At 45.2% G+C, this 20,358-nt stretch carries 22 protein-coding genes; 20 read left to right on the top strand and 2 right to left on the bottom strand.

The window, feature by feature from the left end:
• Positions 1-5: 5 nt before the first annotated feature.
• The 4 genes from OH455_RS20150 to OH455_RS20135 all read left to right on the top strand — a co-directional run bounded on the left by OH455_RS20150 (position 6) and on the right by OH455_RS20135 (position 3,778).
• Positions 6-1,289 carry a TRAP transporter large permease gene (locus OH455_RS20150; protein ID WP_045975785.1) on the top strand — a complete coding sequence of 428 codons (1,284 nt, stop codon included), beginning with the start codon at positions 6-8 and terminating at the stop codon, positions 1,287-1,289.
• Positions 1,290-1,368: 79 nt separating this feature from the next.
• On the top strand, positions 1,369-2,724 hold the full coding sequence (locus tag OH455_RS20145) for a cache domain-containing protein (protein WP_206376479.1): 1,356 nt from the start codon (positions 1,369-1,371) through the stop codon (positions 2,722-2,724).
• Complete coding sequence (locus OH455_RS20140; RefSeq protein WP_045975787.1) at positions 2,717-3,355, top strand: response regulator; 639 nt, start codon at positions 2,717-2,719, stop codon at positions 3,353-3,355. Before OH455_RS20145 ends, OH455_RS20140 begins: the two co-directional genes overlap by 8 nt.
• Before the next feature lie 84 nt (positions 3,356-3,439).
• Positions 3,440-3,778: a DOPA 4,5-dioxygenase family protein gene (locus OH455_RS20135; RefSeq protein ID WP_269982607.1), complete on the top strand. Its 339-nt coding sequence runs from the start codon at positions 3,440-3,442 to the stop codon at positions 3,776-3,778.
• Positions 3,779-3,859: 81 nt separating this feature from the next.
• Here the strand turns inward: OH455_RS20135 and OH455_RS20130 are convergent, their stop codons facing one another.
• The gene (locus tag OH455_RS20130; RefSeq protein WP_269982606.1) at positions 3,860-4,726 is read right to left on the bottom strand and encodes a patatin-like phospholipase family protein; all 867 of its coding nucleotides are present in this window, start codon (positions 4,724-4,726) and stop codon (positions 3,860-3,862) included.
• 216 nt (positions 4,727-4,942) lie between these two features.
• Between OH455_RS20130 and OH455_RS20125 the strand changes: the two genes are divergently transcribed.
• The 6 genes from OH455_RS20125 to OH455_RS20100 all read left to right on the top strand — a co-directional run bounded on the left by OH455_RS20125 (position 4,943) and on the right by OH455_RS20100 (position 11,437).
• Positions 4,943-5,419, top strand: a complete 477-nt coding sequence (locus tag OH455_RS20125) for a Dps family protein (protein WP_269982605.1) — start codon at positions 4,943-4,945, stop codon at positions 5,417-5,419.
• Between the two features lie 87 nt (positions 5,420-5,506).
• Complete coding sequence (locus OH455_RS20120) at positions 5,507-5,731, top strand: hypothetical protein (protein ID WP_045975790.1); 225 nt, start codon at positions 5,507-5,509, stop codon at positions 5,729-5,731.
• A gap of 334 nt (positions 5,732-6,065) precedes the next feature.
• The gene (locus OH455_RS20115) at positions 6,066-7,484 is read left to right on the top strand and encodes a basic amino acid/polyamine antiporter (protein WP_269982604.1); all 1,419 of its coding nucleotides are present in this window, start codon (positions 6,066-6,068) and stop codon (positions 7,482-7,484) included.
• A gap of 239 nt (positions 7,485-7,723) precedes the next feature.
• Complete coding sequence (locus OH455_RS20110; protein ID WP_206376482.1) at positions 7,724-8,002, top strand: hypothetical protein; 279 nt, start codon at positions 7,724-7,726, stop codon at positions 8,000-8,002.
• Positions 8,003-8,600: 598 nt separating this feature from the next.
• Positions 8,601-10,085 carry a DUF1800 family protein gene (locus tag OH455_RS20105; protein ID WP_269982603.1) on the top strand — a complete coding sequence of 495 codons (1,485 nt, stop codon included), beginning with the start codon at positions 8,601-8,603 and terminating at the stop codon, positions 10,083-10,085.
• Positions 10,086-10,090: 5 nt separating this feature from the next.
• On the top strand, positions 10,091-11,437 hold the full coding sequence (locus OH455_RS20100; protein WP_269982602.1) for a DUF1501 domain-containing protein: 1,347 nt from the start codon (positions 10,091-10,093) through the stop codon (positions 11,435-11,437).
• 105 nt (positions 11,438-11,542) lie between these two features.
• Here the strand turns inward: OH455_RS20100 and rarD are convergent, their stop codons facing one another.
• Positions 11,543-12,433 (bottom strand): EamA family transporter RarD, encoded by an 891-nt coding sequence (gene rarD / locus OH455_RS20095; protein WP_269982601.1) that lies wholly within the window; start codon positions 12,431-12,433, stop codon positions 11,543-11,545.
• A gap of 296 nt (positions 12,434-12,729) precedes the next feature.
• Here rarD and OH455_RS20090 point away from each other — a divergent pair, with 296 nt between their 5' ends.
• The 10 genes from OH455_RS20090 (at position 12,730) to OH455_RS20045 (ending at position 20,276) form a co-directional block, all read left to right on the top strand.
• On the top strand, positions 12,730-13,086 hold the full coding sequence (locus OH455_RS20090; protein WP_045975796.1) for a PilZ domain-containing protein: 357 nt from the start codon (positions 12,730-12,732) through the stop codon (positions 13,084-13,086).
• Between the two features lie 353 nt (positions 13,087-13,439).
• Complete coding sequence (locus tag OH455_RS20085; protein ID WP_045975797.1) at positions 13,440-13,724, top strand: MazG nucleotide pyrophosphohydrolase domain-containing protein; 285 nt, start codon at positions 13,440-13,442, stop codon at positions 13,722-13,724.
• A gap of 71 nt (positions 13,725-13,795) precedes the next feature.
• On the top strand, positions 13,796-14,185 hold the full coding sequence (locus tag OH455_RS20080; protein ID WP_269982600.1) for a hypothetical protein: 390 nt from the start codon (positions 13,796-13,798) through the stop codon (positions 14,183-14,185).
• A 6-nt stretch (positions 14,186-14,191) separates the two neighbouring features.
• Positions 14,192-14,530 carry a DUF952 domain-containing protein gene (locus OH455_RS20075; protein ID WP_206371972.1) on the top strand — a complete coding sequence of 113 codons (339 nt, stop codon included), beginning with the start codon at positions 14,192-14,194 and terminating at the stop codon, positions 14,528-14,530.
• Positions 14,531-14,645: 115 nt separating this feature from the next.
• Entirely contained in the window at positions 14,646-15,059 is a 414-nt protein-coding gene (locus OH455_RS20070; RefSeq protein WP_045975800.1) for a hypothetical protein, read from the top strand.
• Positions 15,060-15,169: 110 nt separating this feature from the next.
• Complete coding sequence (locus OH455_RS20065; RefSeq protein WP_269982599.1) at positions 15,170-15,481, top strand: hypothetical protein; 312 nt, start codon at positions 15,170-15,172, stop codon at positions 15,479-15,481.
• 67 nt (positions 15,482-15,548) lie between these two features.
• Positions 15,549-15,800, top strand: coding sequence for a TIGR03643 family protein (locus OH455_RS20060; RefSeq protein ID WP_045975802.1), 252 nt, complete (start codon positions 15,549-15,551; stop codon positions 15,798-15,800).
• 633 nt (positions 15,801-16,433) lie between these two features.
• Entirely contained in the window at positions 16,434-17,666 is a 1,233-nt protein-coding gene (locus tag OH455_RS20055) for a hypothetical protein (RefSeq protein ID WP_219347943.1), read from the top strand.
• A gap of 275 nt (positions 17,667-17,941) precedes the next feature.
• A complete protein-coding gene (locus tag OH455_RS20050) occupies positions 17,942-18,646 on the top strand; it encodes a winged helix-turn-helix domain-containing protein (protein WP_269982598.1) in 705 nt (234 codons plus the stop codon).
• Positions 18,647-18,656: 10 nt separating this feature from the next.
• Positions 18,657-20,276 carry an ATP-binding protein gene (locus OH455_RS20045; RefSeq protein ID WP_269982597.1) on the top strand — a complete coding sequence of 540 codons (1,620 nt, stop codon included), beginning with the start codon at positions 18,657-18,659 and terminating at the stop codon, positions 20,274-20,276.
• Positions 20,277-20,358 lie beyond the last annotated feature (82 nt).

The following is a 20,358-nucleotide window of genomic DNA, read 5'->3' as shown; positions in this document are numbered from 1 at the left end:
CAACAATGGTCGGTATTGTAATGTTTTTTGTGGCCTTGTTTGCTTTACTACTTGGCTTCCCTGTGGCGTTTACCTTTGGTGGTATCGCGCTTATTTTTGGTGTTTGGGCGGAAGGCATGGAGATGTTTGCCTTCATGCCATACCGTATCCAATCCATCATGGAGAATACGGTACTAATGGCAGTGCCATTATTTGTTTTTATGGGTTTGGTTCTGCAAAAAACACGTTTAGCGGAACAACTGCTTGAATCCATGGGTAAATTGTTTGGCGGGGTACGTGGTGGTATAGCGATTTCCACCGTGTTAGTAGGCGCTTTGTTGGCTGCTTCCACTGGTGTGGTTGGAGCATCGGTTGTCGCGATGGGGCTTATCTCTTTGCCGGTAATGCTTAAGTACAATTATGACAAAGGCTTGGCTTGCGGAACCATTTGTGCATCAGGCACCTTAGGTCAGATCATTCCGCCATCTATTGTTTTGATTCTGCTCGGTGATGTTTTGGGCGTGCCTGTTGGTGATCTGTTCCAAGCAGCCGTTTGGCCGGGCTTAGTTTTAGTTGGCGCTTACGTTCTCTATATTTTGATTTACGCCAAGTTAACCCCTGAAGCTGCCCAGTCGATCCCGCGTGATGAATCCGTCAGCCGTAAGCAAGAAGTCATTGCTGCGCTTAAAGCTGTGATCCCACCATTAGCGTTGATTGTGGTTGTTCTCGGTTCCATCTTTGCTGGTGTTGCAACGCCAACAGAATCGGCCGCTCTTGGTGGGGCGGGTGCCATAGTCCTTTCTCTATTGTACAAACAATTCAGCTTCAACATGGTGTATGAGGCGGCGAAAGAGACAGTGAAAGTGACTGCTATGGTGTTTGCGATCCTGCTGGGTGCGACCGCCTTTTCTATGGCATTTACTTACACTGGTGGTGACTATCTGGTGGAAGAATGGATGTTACAAATACCGGGAGAAAAGTGGGGCTTCCTGATCATCACAATGTTGGTTATTTTGGTTCTGGGTTTCTTCATCGATTTTGTCGAAATCTGTTTTATCATAGTGCCAATCATCGCTCCTGTTGCCGAAATTATGGGAATCAACATGACTTGGTTTGCGATCTTGATTGCGATGAACCTACAGACTTCTTTCCTGACACCACCGTTTGGTTTCAGCCTATTTTATCTCAAAGGTGTTGCACCAAAAGGCGTTACGACACGAGATATATACCGTGGTGTGATGCCATTTATTGTTATTCAGATCCTTGTACTGGCATCACTGCTAGTCTTCCCTGGATTCTATGGAATGTGATCACCCGATTACAGAAATGTAACAACTCTTGCTAAAGTAAAGCTGCTCGTATGGGCAGCTTTTTAGTATGGGAGAAGGAATGCCTCTAAAAGCTAAGTTGATTTTGTTGAGCTTGCTACCACTATTATTAGTGATGGCGCTGACCAGTTGGATCGCTATCTATCAAACCAAAACGTTGGGTGATAAAGAAGTAGAAATCTTTCATACCAGCCTCATTAAGTCAAAAGAATCAGCACTTAAGGATCTGGTTGATTTGGCCTTTGATGCGATCGAGCATATTTACAACGATCCCAATATTGAAGAGCAGCAAGCCAAACAACAGGTCAAAGCGATCATTAGTCGTTTGCAGTACGGCACGGATGGCTACTTCTTTGTCTATGATCAGAACGGTACTAATTTGGTCCACCCTATTATGCCGGAACTGGTGGGACAAAACCTGCTGCACATTCAAGACGAAAATGGCAATCAATTAATCGAATCTTTGCTTGCACAGGCGCAGTCAGGCGGTGGCTTTCATCAATATCTGTGGCAAAAGCCATCAACAGGAGAAAGTGTTCCCAAACTGAGCTACGCCGCCTGGTTAAGTAAGTGGAATTGGATGATCGGTACTGGGCTTTATATTGAAGATGTGACAGAGGAAGTGGCTAACCTGCAATTAGCGGTTAATGACAACATCGAAACGACGTTTTTTTCATTGATTGTGATTGTCGCTGTCACGATTGCGGTCATTTTGGTTGTGGCGCTAGCGGTCAATTTACATGAACATCGATTGGCCGATAAGAGCTTGAAAGAGCTGGCCCATAAAACCGTGATGTTTCAGGAAGATGAGAAAAAGCATTTGGCACGAGAACTTCATGACGGCATAAACCAGCTATTGATCTCAAGTAAATGTCACTTGGAATTACTCGGTACAAAACTGGATGACGATACACAAAAGCAACACTTGGCTAAGTCGCAAAACTCACTCATGACGGCGATCAATGAAGTTCGGCATATTTCCCATCAGCTAAGGCCCAGTGCGCTTGATGACATAGGCCTTGAAGCGGCGATGACGACCTTGTTGACCGATTTTAAAGCGCATTCAGGTGTTGAGGTTGAGGCATCATTGTCAACCAGCAAGCGCAGGCTAAAATCAGAGGTAGCGACAACACTTTACCGAGTGGCGCAGGAATCACTGACCAATATAGAAAAGCACTCGCAAGCCAAGCAGGTTACTGTGATATTGCAGCAATTGGGCGATCGGCTGCAATTAATCATTCGTGATGACGGTGTGGGGTTTGATGTGGATTCAACGTTAAGGAAGTCAGGAATCGGTCTGCGTAATATGCGTGAACGGGTAGAGTTTTTAGGTGGAGACTTCGAACTCGAAAGTGAGCCGGGGTTTGGTACAGAAATGACCGTACTGTTGAAATTAGATGGACTAGTATATGGATAAACCGATCAGAGTGGTGATCGTCGATGATCATCAGGTTGTCTTAGATGGATTTATCGCTCGGCTGCAATTAGAGCCAGAAATAGAGGTGATTGGTTCCGCCAGCAATGGATTGGAGGCGATTGAAAAAGTCAAAGCACTTACACCTGATGTCGTGTTGATGGACGTCAGCATGCCTCTGATGAATGGTATTGACGCCACTCGTCTTATTAAAGAAGAGCTGCCTGATATAAAAGTTCTGATGCTGACCATGCATGATAACCGTGAATACATCATGCAAGTCATGCAGGCGGGAGCAGTAGGGTACATGCTTAAAGAGATTTGCGCTCGGCGTATGGTACAGGCGATTAAAACCGTATACCAAGGATCGACGTATTTCTGTGAATCGGTGACACAAACTCTGTTTTCACAACAAGTGATCCCAGTGGCACAGAAGCCTAATCCGCTCAGTCGCCGTGAGGAAGCGGTGCTGAAGCTTGTTGCCGAAGGGAATAGCAGTAAAAAGATAGCGGCCTTGCTGAGCATCAGCTACCGAACCGTGGAAACACATCGCCAAAATATTAAACAGAAACTGGATTTACACAGCACTGCTGAACTGGCTAAATACGCCGTTGAGCAAGGGTTGCTTGGTTAGCCAATTGTAATGAATGTAAGTGTTAGAGAGTTGATATCGGTGACGTGCTAGGATGAACGAATCGTACACGTCTGGTTTATTGTTATGACCTATCCAAAAAATACCCATCAAGATTACCACGCGCATATCTACTTTGATGCGGACAGTAACGATTTCGCCGCCCAGTTAAGAGAGCGGATCAGCGCTGATTTAGAGCTCACGGTTGGACGTTTCAACCAGAAATTAGTCGGCCCGCACACCATGTGGAGCTTTTCTGTTACGTTTACATCCGATGACTTCGATGTTTTGATCCCTTGGTTAGATAAAGCCCGTGGCAACCTGTCTGTTTTGGTCCACGCATTGACAGATAATGATCTCAAAGACCATACCGAGTTTGCTTATTGGTTGGGCGAACCCGTCGCATTGAACCTGTCGTCGTTCTAGCGATGACTCTAACGTCGGTCACTACGTGATCGATCTTTAGTGCTTAAGCTCATACCGAAGAGCGCCATCGGTGCTCTTTTACTACAGACAAAAGTGACAATTTTCTCTATCTAAGCCATATAGGCCTTTTCGGCTAGCCCCATGTTTTTTCCCCTCTTCGATACCCATAAAGTAACCTGTATCAAGTGCTAGCTTGTTCATGGTTAGTCGCTTGACGGAGAAGTTTTCTGGGGGAGCGATAACCCTGATTTTTACCCCTTGAGGAGGATGGCGGATAAAGGTCAAAGCTTGATTGTAGCCCTGTGCCCGTTTCGTCAGCGCCTCGGCAATTTTGGGGTGCTTATGCAGTAAACGTTTGATCACCCAAGAGCTCTTAGGCTTTGGCATCTCATAACTGAGCGGGTGGGACAGTACCACTGTGATATCTGTTGCTCCACGTCGATACGCTTCCACAACAGGGATCGAATCTGCCACCCCACCGTCTGTATAGCATCCACCGGAAAAACAAGGCGTTGTTTTATAGGCGATAGGCAGTGCGCTGGTGGCTTCAATGATCTGGCTGAGATTGTTGTGATTCAGCTGATAATAGTCGGCTTGCCCCGTATTAATATTCGTTGCCACAGCCAGCATAGGCGCCGTTTCAAACACTTGCTTTTTATCTAAAGGGAATCGCTGCTCAGATTCAGAGACTAACCAATGAACGTCGATTAAATCGCCGCCTTTGATGAACCGTTTGGGGCTAAAGAACTTAGGATCCGTTGCCAGTTCAGTGATGACTCGATAGCTACGTCCTGATTGTTTTCCCAGATAACCGAGCAAATTAGACGCGCCCGCCGATACACCAATCACAAAGTCGTAGGGATAATAGTCAGTGTCAATCAGTGTATCAAGTACACCGGCAGCGAAAATGCCACGCATAGCACCGCCTTCAACAACAAGAGCCTTCACAATGTTTCCTCAACCAATAATTTTGTACAGATTAACTCTCGTTAACGTTTGAGGATAATCGGCTCTAAACATCATTGAAATAGATAAAACCTATAGATAGTTAATGCCTATTAAATGTATAGGTATGAACGTTTTTAACTATCAATTGTAAATAAGTAAAGTGAAGTCATTGAAAGGCAACAGCTTAACAACATTGAATTTGACGAGGAATGCATGATGACAAACCAAATTAACTTAATCGGCCTGAACAACGAAAAATCACAAGCATTGGCGACTGAGTTGAATGCGTTGTTGGCTCACTATCAGGTACTGTACATGAACACGCGTGGCTATCATTGGAATATTAAAGGCCAGCAGTTTTTTGAACTACACGTCAAGTTTGAAGAGATTTACACAGACCTGCAAACCAAAATTGATGAGCTAGCAGAGCGTATTCTTACCATAGGTTCGACACCGGATCACAGCTTTAGCCAGTATTTGGAAAAAAGTGAGATTGAGGAACATCAAAATGCGACAACGGGGAAAGAGTGTGTGAGAGGCTTAGTCCACGGCTTTAGTGTTCTTCTGACACAACAGCGTACCGTCTTAAGTCAAGCCGAAGATGCAGAAGATGAGGGCACGGCAGCTTTAATGGGGGATTATATTCGAGAGCAAGAAAAACTGATGTGGATGCTGAACGCTTACTTACAGTAAAAATAACTGTTCAAATAAACAGTATTCACTTGAGTTATTAGTGAGGATATCTATACTGTATATAAATACAGAATATGGAGGTGAGTTATGTTGTTGGAAACCCTTGAACGTGTCAATCGCCTACGTCAGAAGGCGCTAAATAACCCGGAATTCATTCGCTCAGCAAAAGCGCATGAAAAGGCTTTGGAGTCACAGGAAGCATATGATGTTGGTGCTTCAAGACGCTCTACCAAGTCGAAAAAAGAAAAAGCGCTGGCCGACATTTACCAACAGTCAGATTTCGGCTTTGACCCTGCTGGCACTCCTCACTAATCAACGTAAAAACAGGGCTATTGAGGCCCTGTTTTTGTTCTCTTTGCTGATATTATGGCTCATTTTTAATCCCCTCTAGTGGTATTTTCTAACTGGAAGAATTTACTAGTATCTCTATCCTGAAAGTTGCCTTGCTTATTGGCATTAAATTCTATTTATATTTAAAATTGCAAAATTAAATATTAACATGTGAGTTTGGTTTGATCGGTCACAATGAAGTGTCTGATAGTCAGCCTTTGTTTGCGATAGAAGTCACAATAGCTCTGCCGCTTATTGAGGTTTCTTCGTAATATGGCTATTGGCGAAACCGTTAAATTTAAAATCCGGGATATAAATGAACAATAAACTCGGGCTAAGCTCTCTCACTGCCATCGTCATTGGTTCAATGATAGGTGCTGGTGTATTCAGCTTGCCACAAAATATGGCCTCTGTAGCGAGTCCAGCGGCAGTCATGATGGGTTGGTCGATCACTGGAATCGGTATGGTCTTCCTTGCATTCTCATTTCAAAAGCTTGCGTTCCATAAGCCTCATATAGAGAGCGGTGTGTTTGGTTATGCCAAAGAAGGCTTCGGTGATTTTGTCGGCTTCTGCTCTGCTTGGGGGTACTGGCTCAGCGCTATGCTTGCCAACGTCTCCTATCTGGTCATTGTGTTTAGCACCTTAGGCATGTTATTCGATACGCCCGATAACGTGATTTTTGGCCAAGGTAACACCTGGGTGTCAATCATAGGGGCTTCTGCTCTTCTGTGGATGGTACATGGGTTAGTATTGCGTGGCGTCCAAACGGCTGCCTTGATCAACCTGGTTACGACATACGCCAAGCTAATACCACTGCTCGTTTTTATACTTTGCGCGCTGTTTGCGTTTAGCTGGGATACCTTTGCCGTTGACTTCACTGGCCTGCATTTTGGGCAAGAACATACGTTGCTTGAGCAAGTAAAGAGCACCATGCTAGTGACGGTTTGGGTGTTCATTGGTATTGAAGGCGCAGTAGTGGTCTCTAGCCGAGCTCGCAATCGTAAGGATATTGGCCGAGCGACTATACTGGGTCTACTCACCGCGTTAGCCATCTATGTATTGGTGACCTTGCTTTCGATGGGAGTGATTAAACCCACTGAGTTGGCGCATTATCAAAACCCATCAATGGCAAAAGTGCTGACTTATATCCTTGGTCCATGGGGGCAATACATCATAAGTCTTGGCTTGTTAGTGTCGGTGTGTGGTGCCTTTTTGAGCTGGACGGTTTTAGCATCTGAAGCGCCTTATTTGTGCGCTAAAGAAAAAATGTTCCCCGCCAGTTATGCGAAGTTAAACAAGGCTGGCAGTCCGGTAAGGCCGTTAACATTGACCAACATCTGGGTGCAGATTTCTCTTATTTTTGTCATGTTTGCGGGTAGCACGTATGACACCTTATTGATCATCGCTTCCGAAATGATTCTCGTACCATACTTTTTGGTCGGTGCTTATGTGCTTAAGTTGGCCATTGAACAAAAAAATCGCGGCAGTTTACTTGCTGTAGGGGTAGGGGCGACCTTATACGGGTTTTGGTTGTTGTATGCCTCTGGCCTCAATTATCTGTTACTTTCCGCGATTCTGTATGTGCCAGGCTTGGTTTTCTTTGTTCGGGCCAAGAAAGAGCAGGGTATCAATCCGTTTGAAGGTAAAGAGAAGGCGGGGGTTGGCTTACTGAGTGTGGTGGCTTTGCTGGCGATTGGTCTACTGTGGCAAGACGTGCTTAACCTTTCATTTTAAATCACTCCCATTCATTGAGTCGCAAAGCTGATTAAGGCGGTTTAGCTTGAGTAATGAAGCTCTCTATGTTGGAGCTATTGATACGGGGCGATATACCGCCTTTTTTACCGCCAGTGGTTTTAACATAAAAATGACAGTGTTAGAGGGAGTAATCCATATATAGTATCGTGTTTTTTAACCGGGATGGGCTGCTCGGATTAGCCAAGTATAGCCGACCGTAGAAAGAGAATCAGTGCACGATGCTGTGGGTGCTAAAAGTTCATATCAAGCAAAAAGATAGGGCGACGGGACAGGTGGTTTGGTTCAGTCATTACGTAACAGAAATAAAAAGAGATGGAAAAAACTATGAAAGCAGCATGGATGTCGCATTAGCAAAGGGCTTTCATTGTCGCCAATATCGGACACTACTGGACCATTTTGATGCATTGAATATCAGTTACACACTACTACCTGTGGGTAGCAAGGCATTAACCTCTTGCGGGAACTCAAACAACGTACCGCGAGAGGTTGAGGCTTAGCGAACTTGGTGACAATTATGCTGTCTTGCTGCTTACTGTGGCCAAGACGGATTTAAACTTCTTTTTTTAACCTTCTCTGGCTTGAACTGCCCCTCAATAAGTGGACAACCAATTATTGAGGGGCAGTTCAGTTGGTATTATCTGTATTTTTTAAAAATCACTGTAGAGATTAAACATTGTCCATATGAAGGTTGTGGGTTGCCTATTTCATAGATAAGGGAGTTTTGACTCCAATCAGTTTAATGACTAACACTGTCTGCTTGGTGTATGCAGGCTACATTGCGTATCATAAATCGAGCAAAATTCGTGGATCTCAGACTCGAAGAGAGCTTTCCCATTGTTTCGCCTCAAGCTTTGCCAAATAGTTTATTTTCGTCCCCGTCTTGCCGAGTAACTGGTGCAAGAAAATAAGTCTCCTTTGATTAAAAACTCCCCCTTTGATTCCTAGATTATGCAGCAAAGTCACAGTAAATCTGTGGTTGTTACATTATTGATATCAAAAATCTCAATTACGATTTATAGGTGCTGCGTGCTTTTAAATATCGCCGTATAGAAGGACGCCTTAACTAACAAAATAAAACAACGACTGGAAATAACAATGAATCAGGCTTACATAGACGCAGCACGAACGCTGCAACAATGTACGTTCGGGGGTTCCCAGCGTGACATTAATGACCTTGTTCAATCAGGAAGCATTGCAAATTGGGTCGCTCAACAAACACTTATTCCCTCCTCCTCTTGGCTAGCACACTTTGAGCAAGATGAGCTCAACGTCCCCGACTTATGGCAAAGTCTATATTACGCCAGCAGTTGGACGCGTATGACGGTCGAAGGAGCAGATATTCTGCGCCAACGTATCGCATATACGCTCTCTCAGCTGTTTGTGGTAAGCGTAAAAGATCCGGCATTGAGTGCGGCCTCTAAGCGTCGCTACATGTGCCAGTACTTTGATGGGTTGCTCGATAATGCGTTTGCTAACTTCCGTGATGTGATTCGTTTTGTGTCAACATCGCCAATCATGGGTGAATACCTGACCTTCGTAAACAACGTTTCTAATGAGCTCACAGCTCCAGATGAAAACTACGCACGAGAACTGCTACAACTTTTCACGCTTGGGCCAGTTAAACTGCGTAACAACGGTGAGGTACGTTTAGACGCAGAAGGTAAAGAAGTCGCGTCGTACACCCAAGAAGACATTGAAGAGCTAGCTCGTGTGTTTACAGGTTGGAAATTTACCGACATTCGCGGTAACGACAAGTACAGCCAGCCTATGGAGCCACGTGGCGAACACGACATGGGCGAAAAACGCATTCTTGGTAAGAAGTTCCCGGCTGGCGTAAGTGCAGAAGACGAACTTGAAGCTGTGATTGAACGGTTGATGAACCAAAACACGCTTTACACCTTTGTGAGCAAATTCTTCATCAACAAGCTTGTGACTAGTAACCCTAGAGCGGGCTATATTCGTCGTGTACGCCGTGCATTCAAGCGTTCCGGTGGTGATATGCAAACTTTAGTGATTGCGATTTTAACCGACAAAGACGCTCTGCGCTCTGGCAACACAGTAGGCAAACTACGTGATCCATTGTCCGTATTTACCCATGCGATGCGCGCACTGCAAGTAAAGCGACGTGACAGTGTGATGATGTGGCCTAAACAGTTTAATTGGTATAACCGAACGTTACCGCTAGCTGCCCCTTCTGTGTTCTATTATTACCAACCGGATGATGCGCCAAACCACCCTGATTTTAATGGTCTGGTTGCGCCCGAGTTCAATGTGTACCAATGGCACGACATCTACCAGTACGGCAGGCAATTCCATGGGCTGATTGCTCGGTTCGAAGAAGAAGCGCAAGATTGGTACATGGATGAGGAGTTATTCATTCGTTATCTTGCTTTTGATGACGAAGGTGTTGTGGATTACCTTAACGAACATTTGTTTGCTTACCGAATGAGTGAACAAGCACGCCAATGCTACATCGATTACCTTGTTAAGTGCCCAAGTCGCCAATCTGACTCGCACAAAGAGATCAAGAATCTTGTCATGAATGCACTGCTTTCACCAGAATTCATCACACAGGGGTAACCATCATGAACTTAACTCGACGTCGATTTTTACAAGCCGGTTCCGCTGGTGTGGGTGTTTCTGCGCTGAATCTCGCGGCATTTCCCGCCTTTGCTGACTCGTTTAATCAATGCCAAAACGGATATCGTGCCGTTGTTGGTATTGACCTTGCTGGAGGTAACGATGGCTACAACATGCTCATCCCAACCGCCGCTAATGCCAACAGTCAATACCGTGCGCTGCGTGGCGACTTGGCCATAGATGAGACAACCTGTATTGACTTAGACGCAATCAACGACGAGGCCAAACTGGCACTTAACCCAGCGATGGCTGCTCTCAAACCTTATTGGGACAGTGCTAACCTTGTACCTGTAGTGAACCTAGGTCCATTGACTCAACGCGTCAACAATGTCAATTATGATCAAAGCACTCGTCCAGTACACCTGTTCAGTCACTCACATCAATCCACTATGGTTCAATCTCACGCCACTAAGTCGCTGTCGAAAGAAGGTTTTGGCGCGAAGACATCCACCGAGCTTGGCTCTATGCTGCGTAGTTTGAACGAGCTGTCACCGATGTTTGATATGGGGGGCACACAAGTGTGGACGAACTGTATTGAAGCCCAATCCAACTCGGTCGGTTCTAAGCCACCCAGCAATATTTTCAACGATCAACGTTCGCGCGATCTGTTCGAAAAACTGCAAAGTACTGGCAGTTACAGCAATATCTTCCAATCTCATTATGCAGACGTTGCTGTCGACTCAACCAAAATGTACGAGCAGTTTAGTACCATTCTCAATGCCGAGATCCCAGACGTATTTCCAGCAACGAGCATCGGTAAACAATTGAAAGCCGTCTTTAAACTGCTACTGCATAAGGACCAGTTCCAACATCCAGCACAGTACTTTAGTTGCAAGTTGGGCGGGTTCGATACCCACTCAGCTCAAATCAGCCGTCAAACGGCTTTGCTACAAGAACTGGCAGAAGCGATGGCCGCTTTCCAATTGGCACTGGAAAACAATGGTTTGTTTGAGCAAGTGACAACCTTTACCCATTCTGAATTTGGTCGAACCCTGATTCCAAACGGCACAGATGGGACTGATCACGGCTGGGCTAGCCATGCGTTAGTCTTGGGAGGCAGTGTGGCAGGGCAAGCCATTGTCGGTGAGTATCCGGATTTATCTGAGACCAGTCCTTACTTGCTTTCGCGTGGTCGCGTGATTCCAACTGTCTCTTCAGATCAACTTCATGCGAGCTTAATGGCGTGGTTAGGGCTATCTGAGACAGGCATTAATCAGTTGTTCCCAGCGCTGGACAACACTTTGACAGATTCAATCCAACCTCAGACTCTCCCTCTGTTCAAAGCTTGTTGATATTGAAAGAGGTAAGTACCTAAGTAATTTGTTAAAGCCCAAGTGAGCGGTTGAACGACCCTCGACAGCTGTCAAAATCCAAGTGTACTTGATGCACTTGGATTTTTATGAGCGATTCAGAACCATTCGCTTCTTGGCACTTTCTGCGATCGTGAACAGTAAGCCCGCCCAGATAAGACTGAAGCTCACCAGTTTGACTTCATCGAAAACTTCGCCGAACAAATAAATCGCCAAAAGAAACTGGATCGACGGCTCTATGTATTGCATCAATCCAACCGTGGACATACTGGTCCAACGAATGGCAAGAGAATAGAACACTAGAGGGATCAAGGTGGCAGGCGCAGCACCTACGTACAGAGCAAAGGCTGCCCAGCCTGAGTGCAGCGATTCTGTTCCAACGGTTACTTCTTTAAATACAAGGTAACCGAGTGCAAACGGTAATAGTACAAGCGCTTCAACGAATAGGCAGGTGCTCCATTCGTATTGAATTTTCTTCTTACACCAACCATACAAAGTAAAGAAAATCGCCATAGTCAGAGCGATAGTCGGCACTTGCCCATATTGCATCACCTGATAGCTTAATCCGGTGGTCGCCAGAATCAACGCCACTTTTTTGCCCAGCGACAGTTTCTCACCCAATACGAATACACCCAGTGCTGTCATGGTTAATGGGCTGATGAAAAAGCCCAAACTGGCATCGATAACGCGATCGTTGGTGATGGCCCATGTGAAAGCGCACCAAGAAATCGACATTAAGGTACTGCCTAACAAAGTGATGCCTAAGGATCGGCGATCACGCACGATAGCCGAAAAGTCGGGCATTTTTTTAGTGACCAACAACACAATCAAAACGCCAAAGGGTACAGATGCGACCAATCGAACGGTCAGCAATTCGTCCAGAGCGGCGTTGGGGAGATATTGATAATAGAGTGGCAATAAACCCCACAAAAGGAATGACAACGCAGCCATCCAGTTGCCAGTACGTTGTTGTGACATGGAATGAACCTAATGATTAAGATGTGTGCAATGTATGCGCAAAACTTCGTGTTGTAAAGCGGTTTGTAATACTGACTTTTTTAGGTTTTTAGTTATTTAAAATCAGTGGTTTACGGATTATGGGTGAAAGGTTGTATGGCGAGCCAAGATCACAAGCGCAAAAACTAGCACTAAAGATTTTCTTTCAATAGTCGACAGTTATACTATCGGGAAATTTGATTAATCTGAATGACGGTCAGTGACTAGGTACGTAAGACTCTTCGGGACGTTATCACTCGAAGTAATAGGAGATTGTGATGAGTGATTTTGAACAAAAACGCAAATATTATCGATTGAAGTACCCCAGAAGGGCGAGACCTTCCGTACGTATTTCTAATGAATTGTTTCATGTTACCGAAGTGTCTGAGGGTGGGATTCGAGTGGTAAAGAACACCTTTACCAACTGGTATAAAGGATTATCCATGTCTGGCACGATTCAATTACACAATAACAAGCAAGTAGCCTTTGAAGGAAGTGTGCTTCGGTTTGATCAAAACGAGGTGATTGTTAAGTTGAAAAAAGGCCCATCTTTTAAAAACATGGTTGAAGAGCAGCGCCATATTCGCCAGACGTATCCAACTTATTTCTCTCGACCAGTAACAGAAGTTGCTTAACCCACTGCGTTGAAAAACAAACAACAAACGACCGTCGCATGGATTGCGGCGGTTTTTTATCTTCAAGCATAGAAAAGACAAAGCGCAAATGACAACCGTGAGCCACCCATCGACTCACACGATTTCTATTTGTAACAACCGTATAGTTAACTTAAAATTCAATCGCTTAAATAGTCTATAAGACAAAGCAGGCGTGCGCATCTATCAGCTTGAGCAGTTTATCTAGGCAGCAATTTTCGAGTTGTTCGCTTAAGACGTTGTCGAGAAACACTCACTGAAAATCGATTAAAATGATGGGCGAACTCGCATACTCCGGTTAAATGGTGTTGAACAAAACATGAATAAAGGATGTTATGAAGCTATCTGAGTTACAAAATCACATTAAAAGCTTTGATCATGCACCAGAACAGTCCGAGCACTACTTCTTAAAGTTAATAGAAGAAGTGGGTGAATTGTCTGAGTCAATCCGCAAAGGTCAAAGTGGCCAACCCTCACTAGAAGAGTTAAAAGGTTCGATAGCCGAAGAGTTGTATGATGTGCTGTATTATGTTTGTGCCATAGCCAATATTCATGGTGTTAATCTAGAACACACACATCAACTTAAAGAAACGTTAAACAAAGCTAAATACAACCGATAGTGTGCTGAGTTAACTGCCATACGATAGGCTGATAAACCGAAGCGCATTAACGGAAAAATTTGAGATGATATATGTATAAAATCGCTAGGCTTGGCATGGTTGCGCTGCTGGTCAGTGGCTTGCAAATCCCCGTAGGTGCACAAGATACCACCTCCAATCTTGATAATGTGCTTGTCTATGTAGATGAAGTCGGCGGGCCGTATACTGACACTTGGTATGCCAGTGGCGACTTAAAGCGGCTGAGCGACATTAATATTGTTCGTGAAGGTAAGTCAGGCTCATTTGAGGCGACGGTGGAGGTTGACTGCCAGTTATCAAGGGTCACAACCAAAAACACGGGTTTACTCTTTACCTCGATAGTTCTGACAAAAGAAGAATCGGATGAGTATATCTCTGACGACGTTACCGAGGCCCTAGTCAAGACTCTGTGTCCCTCATCGCCCAATATACAGCAAGAGTAGAACCATATGCTTTATCACATACTGACGAAAAGTGAATACCACAAATATCAAAACAGCGACACATACGCACCGGAATCTTTGACAACAGAAGGTTTTATTCATTTAGCATACCAAGAACAAGTACAAAAAATAATTGACTGCTTTTTTGCTGGAGTGAGTGAGATTTACCTGCTTGAAATCAATAAAAGCGCTGTCGCTCAATGCTTAAAAGATGAGCCACCCGTAGGTACGCAAGACGATGGAGAACGCTATCCGCATCTATATGGCTCACTGTGTAAGCGGGCCGTCATTAAGACGATCAACTTAATCGCGGATGCGAACGGTGAGTTGAAGTTCACTCACTAGAAATCAACCAGGGTGATATCACCGTAACCTCATTTAGGGCTAGAAACACTCGGCAATACTTATTTCGGTTTAATATCGAGTTTGTTGTGATGTGAATTAAAGGAGTTAACCAACTATGTATAAACAAACACAAGTAAACACCGTATTGATCACTCTTCTTTTGATTCTAAGTGGGGTGATTGTTGCAACCTCTGATTCTATCGCCAGTGCGCTTATTGCGTTGACAATCAATTTTGTTATAGGGGTATTATTTTACTCCATGACAGTCGAGGTAAACGCAAATAAAGTGAGCTGGTATTTTGGGCTTGGTTTTCTTCGTAAGGAAGTCGATGTCGTCAATATTACCGGTATGTCATCCTATGACACTAAGTGGTATCAAGGCATTGGAGTTCGTATGTTAAAAGATGGTTGGTTATATAATGTTTCAGTCGGCAAAGCTCTAAAACTCACATTAGCTGGAGGCAAAACGGTTTATCTTGGATGTAAAGATATCGGAGATCTTAAGCGCGCGTTAGAATCAGCCAGCTAACAGGCTGGCCAAGGTGTCATCGGGGTGCATGGCAGAGTGTGATGAGCGGCAGCCCTTACGCCATATTGGCAAATAATCCACTCCTTAGTTAGACCTTAAAGGTGTATAGAATGAAATTCCAGTTTGCTATCGTTTTAGCGGCAGTGTGTGCAATGACGGTACCAGCAGCCGCCAACGACATCGATTTTTCTCAATTTAAAGGTAAGGCTTACGAGGAGGTAAAACATGATTTGTTGGCCAAAGGTTGGCAGCTTGTCCCTCATCAAGAAGGCGATATTTCTTATAGTCAACAATACCCCGAGGTGACATGTGGTTCGGGCTCAATGGCTATTTGTTCTGTCGGCTTTCGTCACAAACCGCATTCAGTGGCGTTTATCGTCATAGAATCTGATGATCAACTGATCATTGCTGAGGAATACTGAGTTTGCATTTGAACCAAGGCTCAATTTTGGTCGTAGAAATGTCGTTTTCACAAACAAGGGATGGGAAATGCAACTGACCTCAGAAATAGAGTCGAGAATAATAGAAATGGCATGGGAAGACCGTACGCCATTTGAGGCCATCGAATCTCAATATGGGTTGAATGAATCTAGCGTGATTCAGTTTATGCGCAGACGGCTCAAACCGAGTAGCTTTAAATTGTGGCGTGAACGTGTGTCAGGTCGTAAGACAAAACATAACAAGTTACGCAGCCCAGACGTGACTCGAGGTTACTGCCCAACTCAGTATAAGCCGCGCTAGCGGACCGCAGCCAAGAAGCAGCTAAAAAGTACAGCTGACTATCGAACTTTGGTTGCCTTGCTTACTCAACACCGCATTGACATAAAAAGACGTCCGAGGACGTCTTTTTAGTATCTAGCCGCATCCGCGATATCGTTTGAACAGCATCAGGGCGAGATTTCTACAATGCATTAATATCTGCTTTTAATTCAATATATTAAAATTAATCGCAGAATGAATTTGACTAATTAATGGGTAATTTATTTGATAGCTTTTAATAATGTATTGATTTAATTGAAAGTTGTATTTTATTAAATAAAGTGCATATCGAGCTGTGGTTTAAAATGATTTTAGAGCTACAGCTTAGTTTGCGAAATAAATCACTTTTCTTCGGTCGCTATGAATTTGCCTATACTGCTACAACCTTTAGTCAAACAACAGCAAAGGTCAGTGAGGCCGGCGAAAGCGGGTCTTTATTTCACTATTAACATTATACTTATCTAGTTTCATATGGGGTGAAAATTTAAATAGAGTGCCTTTACGAATAGAGATTCGCCACCAATACTTATCGATAAAAATCATTTTAAAGCTACGATGGGTTTGTGACTCCTCAAACCTTTGGGCTGCATTTTGTGTGAATATAGAGAGGTCAAAGTGGACAATAATTTAGCAACTGCAATTCGAAATTACCGTAATGGCTTACAAACTTTGCCCGTTGTTACCAATATGAACACTGGATTCAAAGGTTACAATTTTCTAAATCGTACTCATGGCGTTAATGTAGCTAAGCTGGATAACTGGATTAAAGAACTGGTATCCAGAGGCGGAGTTTTGGCTGATAGACCTCTTGCTACCTATACTCTGCCCGGTGCGCATGATGCCATGACTTTCGCCTATCGCGGCAGTTTCTTTACCCGTAATATCGCCACTTTCGTGCGTGGCGGCACCGTTACCCAAACCCTTAACTTAGCGAGTCAGTTTAAAGCTGGAATTCGCTACTTCGACATCCGCGTCAAAGAGAAGAAAGGCAAGATTTATGGTTTTCATGGCGGTGTCACCTTCGACAAGGTGGATGCGAGACAAGAAATACGCCGGCTATTTATCTTAGCGGCATGCAAAAAAGAACCCATCGTCGTAAAGTTTGTATACAAAGGTAATGCGTTCCCGATTGTAAAACGGATCGCCAACGATTTTGGTCCGCAACTTATGCCTACGTCTGACTACTGGCACAAAAGTGTCGGCGAGTGTATCCGCAAAGGAAAAGTGATCTGTCTATTTCATAAAGCCAAAGATAAGCACCGTTTAAAATGGGGTAACTCAGTCGATACTTTTGGTGACTATAATCAACACAAATCAGGTGGAACCTCTAACCAGCACAATTTGAAGCGTCACGAAAAATACCTAGATAAGCTGATGAACACCAGTTTTAGTCTTGATGAAGAAAAGCTGAAAGTCATGTCGCTTAATATCCCATGTGTGCAGACTGGGGGTAAAAACCTAGCGAGAAATTCCCCCGGCTTGTTACTGGAAGGTTTAGTTGTCGTGGCCACAGGCAGTATTATCCGGCCGGGAACTCTAATCCACCATATCAGTAATAAGTTAGGTGTGCCCCAGAAAAATCGTTGGTTAGGCTTCTACAAGAGCGTCAAAGACACGGAAAAACACGCTGGTGTTAAAGCAATAAATAAGGCTTTTGTCGGCAAGCTCAATGCGCTGGTTGACTCTTGGTACTACTCGATCTACCAAACCGGACATGGTGTGAGACGAGCGGTGCCGACGGCAGATACGATCACACAGAAAGCGTCTGGTGCTGTCAGCATGGATTACGTAGGGGAAAAAGGTCAACTCATTTTGGAGCTCATCGAAGTCAATAATCGAGATTTCTAGGCAGATTACCTTACTCTTCAATCAAGACTGCATAATGACATTTAGTGTCAAAGCGGTTAAATAAAACGCTCAACATGCCTAGGTTGAGCGTTTTTTATCGATTCGCCCTAACTATGGGGTGGGTTACATCCAGTAGGTAAACTCTCATCAAGGCTATCGAGCCCTGCATTTGTCCAAGACGTGTCACAAGTTTGCGGATTGGTCACAAATGGTCACACTGATTAGCATCTTATAAATGTATAGTTTGCACTAAAAGCATTCACTGGAAGGTGGCTATGACGGTGCAATCGGCCCATCGAGTCCTGCTCGTTGAAGACGACGTAGAACTCGCTGAATTGATCAGAGATTTTTTGCAGAACTACGAATTTTCCGTAACCATAGTGACCGATGGCTTGGAAGCTGTCGACCGCATTCTTACGGACTCCCCTGACTTGGTAGTACTGGACATCATGCTACCGGGACAAAGCGGAATGGAAGTATGTCGTGCTGTCCGGCCGCATTTCGAGGGCATGATTTTAATGCAAACGGCGTTAGACGATGACTTAGACCAAGTCATGGGCTTAGAACTGGGCGCCGATGACTACATTGTTAAACAGGTCAAGCCGCGGTTGCTCCTGTCTCGCATACGGGCTTTACTCCGTCGTCATGCTCGAAGTTTGGGTGGAGAAGAGACGAATGAACTCAGGCTGGGAGACTTGGTCATCAATCTGCAACATCGCAGTGTCGCCCTTAGCCAACAAGCGCTGAAGCTAACGACCTCGGAATTTGAGCTGCTGCTGTTGCTCGCTCAGCATGTGGGGCAAGTGGTATCGCGAGATGACATTGCTCAGCGTATCCGTGGCTTTGAGTACGATGGGCTGGATCGTTCGATTGACCGGCGTATCTCTCGCTTGCGCAGAACACTCAATGATGACCCCCATGATCCGGCACTGATCAAGACGGTGCGCGGCGTGGGATACCAACTGTGTGTTGCCAGCTAAGGAGCCCAACATGATCCGCGCGTTTTCTGTGCTTTGGCTAGCGGTTTTTGTCCCTATTATTCTGCTTCTCATCCCTACACAGTGGAGCCCCATTCAACGTCTCAACGAAAGCTTTTCTGAAGAGTTCTATCAGCAAATCTACGCGAACAATGTCTCGACAATGACACAAACGCTGCTGACTTATCCGCAAACACAATGGCCGTCTGTGGTAAAGCAATACGCGCAGCACTTTGCTTATCCGCTCAAGTTACAACCCCTAGTGCAATATCAGGACAACGAGGTTAAGTATCCAAGTTTAGTCGAAGGCCGGATCACGTTTCTCTACGGTGACCCAATGGCGCTGTTGCAGCGCGTAGGGGACAGTGAGCAACTGATCTATTTTGCCCTCAATGAATCGACGCAGCAGGCGGCGCTGAATCAGGCGAAAGGTACCTTGTACCTGATGGCAGAATCTCTGCGCGCGCAGCCTTCCTCGCAATGGGAGGAACATTTGGCTGTGCAAACCGCTTCCATTCCGTTTGTGGTGAGCTTGATGAGAGACGATCAATTACAGCCTCAAGCGCAGGAGGCAATTGCCTTTGCTCCGGGTGAGGCAGTGAGTTATCTCAACCAAGAGGGGCTGGTCGAACTGCTAGCGCCTGTTGTACCGGGGGTGTGGTTGCAGGTGGCAGATCATTTGTCGCAGACCACCCAAGTCAAACTCACCAGTGCCATTGGCAGCTTGTTCTTTCTGTCTGTTTCACTGGCCTTGGTGATCTGGGTGTACCCGTTGTGGCGTGACCTGAAGCGCTTAGTGGTTACCGCCAATGCCTTCGGCCACGGGCAGCTCTCCCAACGGGCGAAAGCGAGTCGATTGTCTGTGGTATCCCAATTGAGCGTTTCTTTTAACACCATGGCCGATAACATTGAAACCCTGATCGCAGGTCAGAGAGAATTGACCAATGCGATTGCTCACGATTTGCGCACCCCTCTCTACCGTCTGCGTTTTGCGCTAGAAATGCTTGAGGATGATACGCTTGCCGTCGCGCAAAAAGCTAAATACCAACGTTCAGTGCAAAACAGCATTGAGGATTTGGATCACTTGATCAACCAAAATCTGCTCTTGGCGCGCTACAGTCGCATGACGGATTGGCGCCAGTTTTCGCACGCCCACCTGGTTCCTGCATTGCAGCAAGAAGTGGAAGAATATCGCTTGGTGCATCCGCATTTGACGGTGGAGTGGTTGTCCCCCCATACCTTAGAGCAACATGTCCTGTTTATCGATCACACGGGGCTGATGCGAGCGGTGAAAAATGTGCTCTCAAATGCTGGGCGATATGCCCGTACGACAGTACGCTTGACCTTTGAACAACACGAGAGTGACTACGTGATCGGGGTGGAAGATGATGGCGTTGGCGTCTCACACCAGGATGCTGAGCGATTGTTTGAGCCCTTTGTTCAACTCGATAACCAAACGCGCGCGAGCGGCAAAGGCCACGGCCTGGGACTGGCCATTGTCAAGCAAATCATGTTGTGGCATGAGGGCAGTGTTCAGGTGGGCACATCGTCTCTTGGCGGAGCGAAGTTTGAGTTACGCTGGCCCTGCCAAACGTCACGCCCTAGTGAGGACGAAGAGTTTGTGACCAAATAGGACACAATCGGTCCATAAAACGCCAACGATTTATTCTTTGTGTGAATGTAATTTTGAGACAACGTTTATTCAGTGACTCAAA

The organism is Vibrio sp. T11.5 (genome assembly GCF_027587155.1).
In the GTDB taxonomy this organism is placed as follows: Bacteria; Pseudomonadota; Gammaproteobacteria; order Enterobacterales; family Vibrionaceae; genus Vibrio; species Vibrio neptunius.
The sequence above is the reverse complement of the archived record's forward strand: the minus strand, read 5'-3'. Positions and strand labels throughout refer to the sequence as shown.

Excerpts from the sequence above, each read along its gene's own strand:
- OH455_RS20150 (WP_045975785.1), top strand. The coding sequence starts at position 6 with ATGGTCGGTATTGTAATGTTTTTTGTGGCCTTGTTTGCTTTACTACTT.
- OH455_RS20085 (WP_045975797.1), top strand. The coding sequence starts at position 13,440 with ATGAAGCTATCTGAGTTACAAAATCACATTAAAAGCTTTGATCATGCA.
- OH455_RS20100 (WP_269982602.1), top strand. The coding sequence starts at position 10,091 with ATGAACTTAACTCGACGTCGATTTTTACAAGCCGGTTCCGCTGGTGTG.
- OH455_RS20045 (WP_269982597.1), top strand. The coding sequence starts at position 18,657 with ATGATCCGCGCGTTTTCTGTGCTTTGGCTAGCGGTTTTTGTCCCTATT.
- OH455_RS20090 (WP_045975796.1), top strand. The coding sequence starts at position 12,730 with ATGAGTGATTTTGAACAAAAACGCAAATATTATCGATTGAAGTACCCC.
- OH455_RS20060 (WP_045975802.1), top strand. The coding sequence starts at position 15,549 with ATGCAACTGACCTCAGAAATAGAGTCGAGAATAATAGAAATGGCATGG.
- OH455_RS20065 (WP_269982599.1), top strand. The coding sequence starts at position 15,170 with ATGAAATTCCAGTTTGCTATCGTTTTAGCGGCAGTGTGTGCAATGACG.
- OH455_RS20115 (WP_269982604.1), top strand. The coding sequence starts at position 6,066 with ATGAACAATAAACTCGGGCTAAGCTCTCTCACTGCCATCGTCATTGGT.
- OH455_RS20125 (WP_269982605.1), top strand. The coding sequence starts at position 4,943 with ATGACAAACCAAATTAACTTAATCGGCCTGAACAACGAAAAATCACAA.
- OH455_RS20120 (WP_045975790.1), top strand. The coding sequence starts at position 5,507 with ATGTTGTTGGAAACCCTTGAACGTGTCAATCGCCTACGTCAGAAGGCG.
- rarD (WP_269982601.1), bottom strand. The coding sequence starts at position 12,433 with ATGTCACAACAACGTACTGGCAACTGGATGGCTGCGTTGTCATTCCTT.
- OH455_RS20070 (WP_045975800.1), top strand. The coding sequence starts at position 14,646 with ATGTATAAACAAACACAAGTAAACACCGTATTGATCACTCTTCTTTTG.
- OH455_RS20110 (WP_206376482.1), top strand. The coding sequence starts at position 7,724 with ATGCTGTGGGTGCTAAAAGTTCATATCAAGCAAAAAGATAGGGCGACG.
- OH455_RS20080 (WP_269982600.1), top strand. The coding sequence starts at position 13,796 with ATGTATAAAATCGCTAGGCTTGGCATGGTTGCGCTGCTGGTCAGTGGC.
- OH455_RS20105 (WP_269982603.1), top strand. The coding sequence starts at position 8,601 with ATGAATCAGGCTTACATAGACGCAGCACGAACGCTGCAACAATGTACG.
- OH455_RS20050 (WP_269982598.1), top strand. The coding sequence starts at position 17,942 with ATGACGGTGCAATCGGCCCATCGAGTCCTGCTCGTTGAAGACGACGTA.
- OH455_RS20140 (WP_045975787.1), top strand. The coding sequence starts at position 2,717 with ATGGATAAACCGATCAGAGTGGTGATCGTCGATGATCATCAGGTTGTC.
- OH455_RS20135 (WP_269982607.1), top strand. The coding sequence starts at position 3,440 with ATGACCTATCCAAAAAATACCCATCAAGATTACCACGCGCATATCTAC.
- OH455_RS20145 (WP_206376479.1), top strand. The coding sequence starts at position 1,369 with ATGCCTCTAAAAGCTAAGTTGATTTTGTTGAGCTTGCTACCACTATTA.
- OH455_RS20075 (WP_206371972.1), top strand. The coding sequence starts at position 14,192 with ATGCTTTATCACATACTGACGAAAAGTGAATACCACAAATATCAAAAC.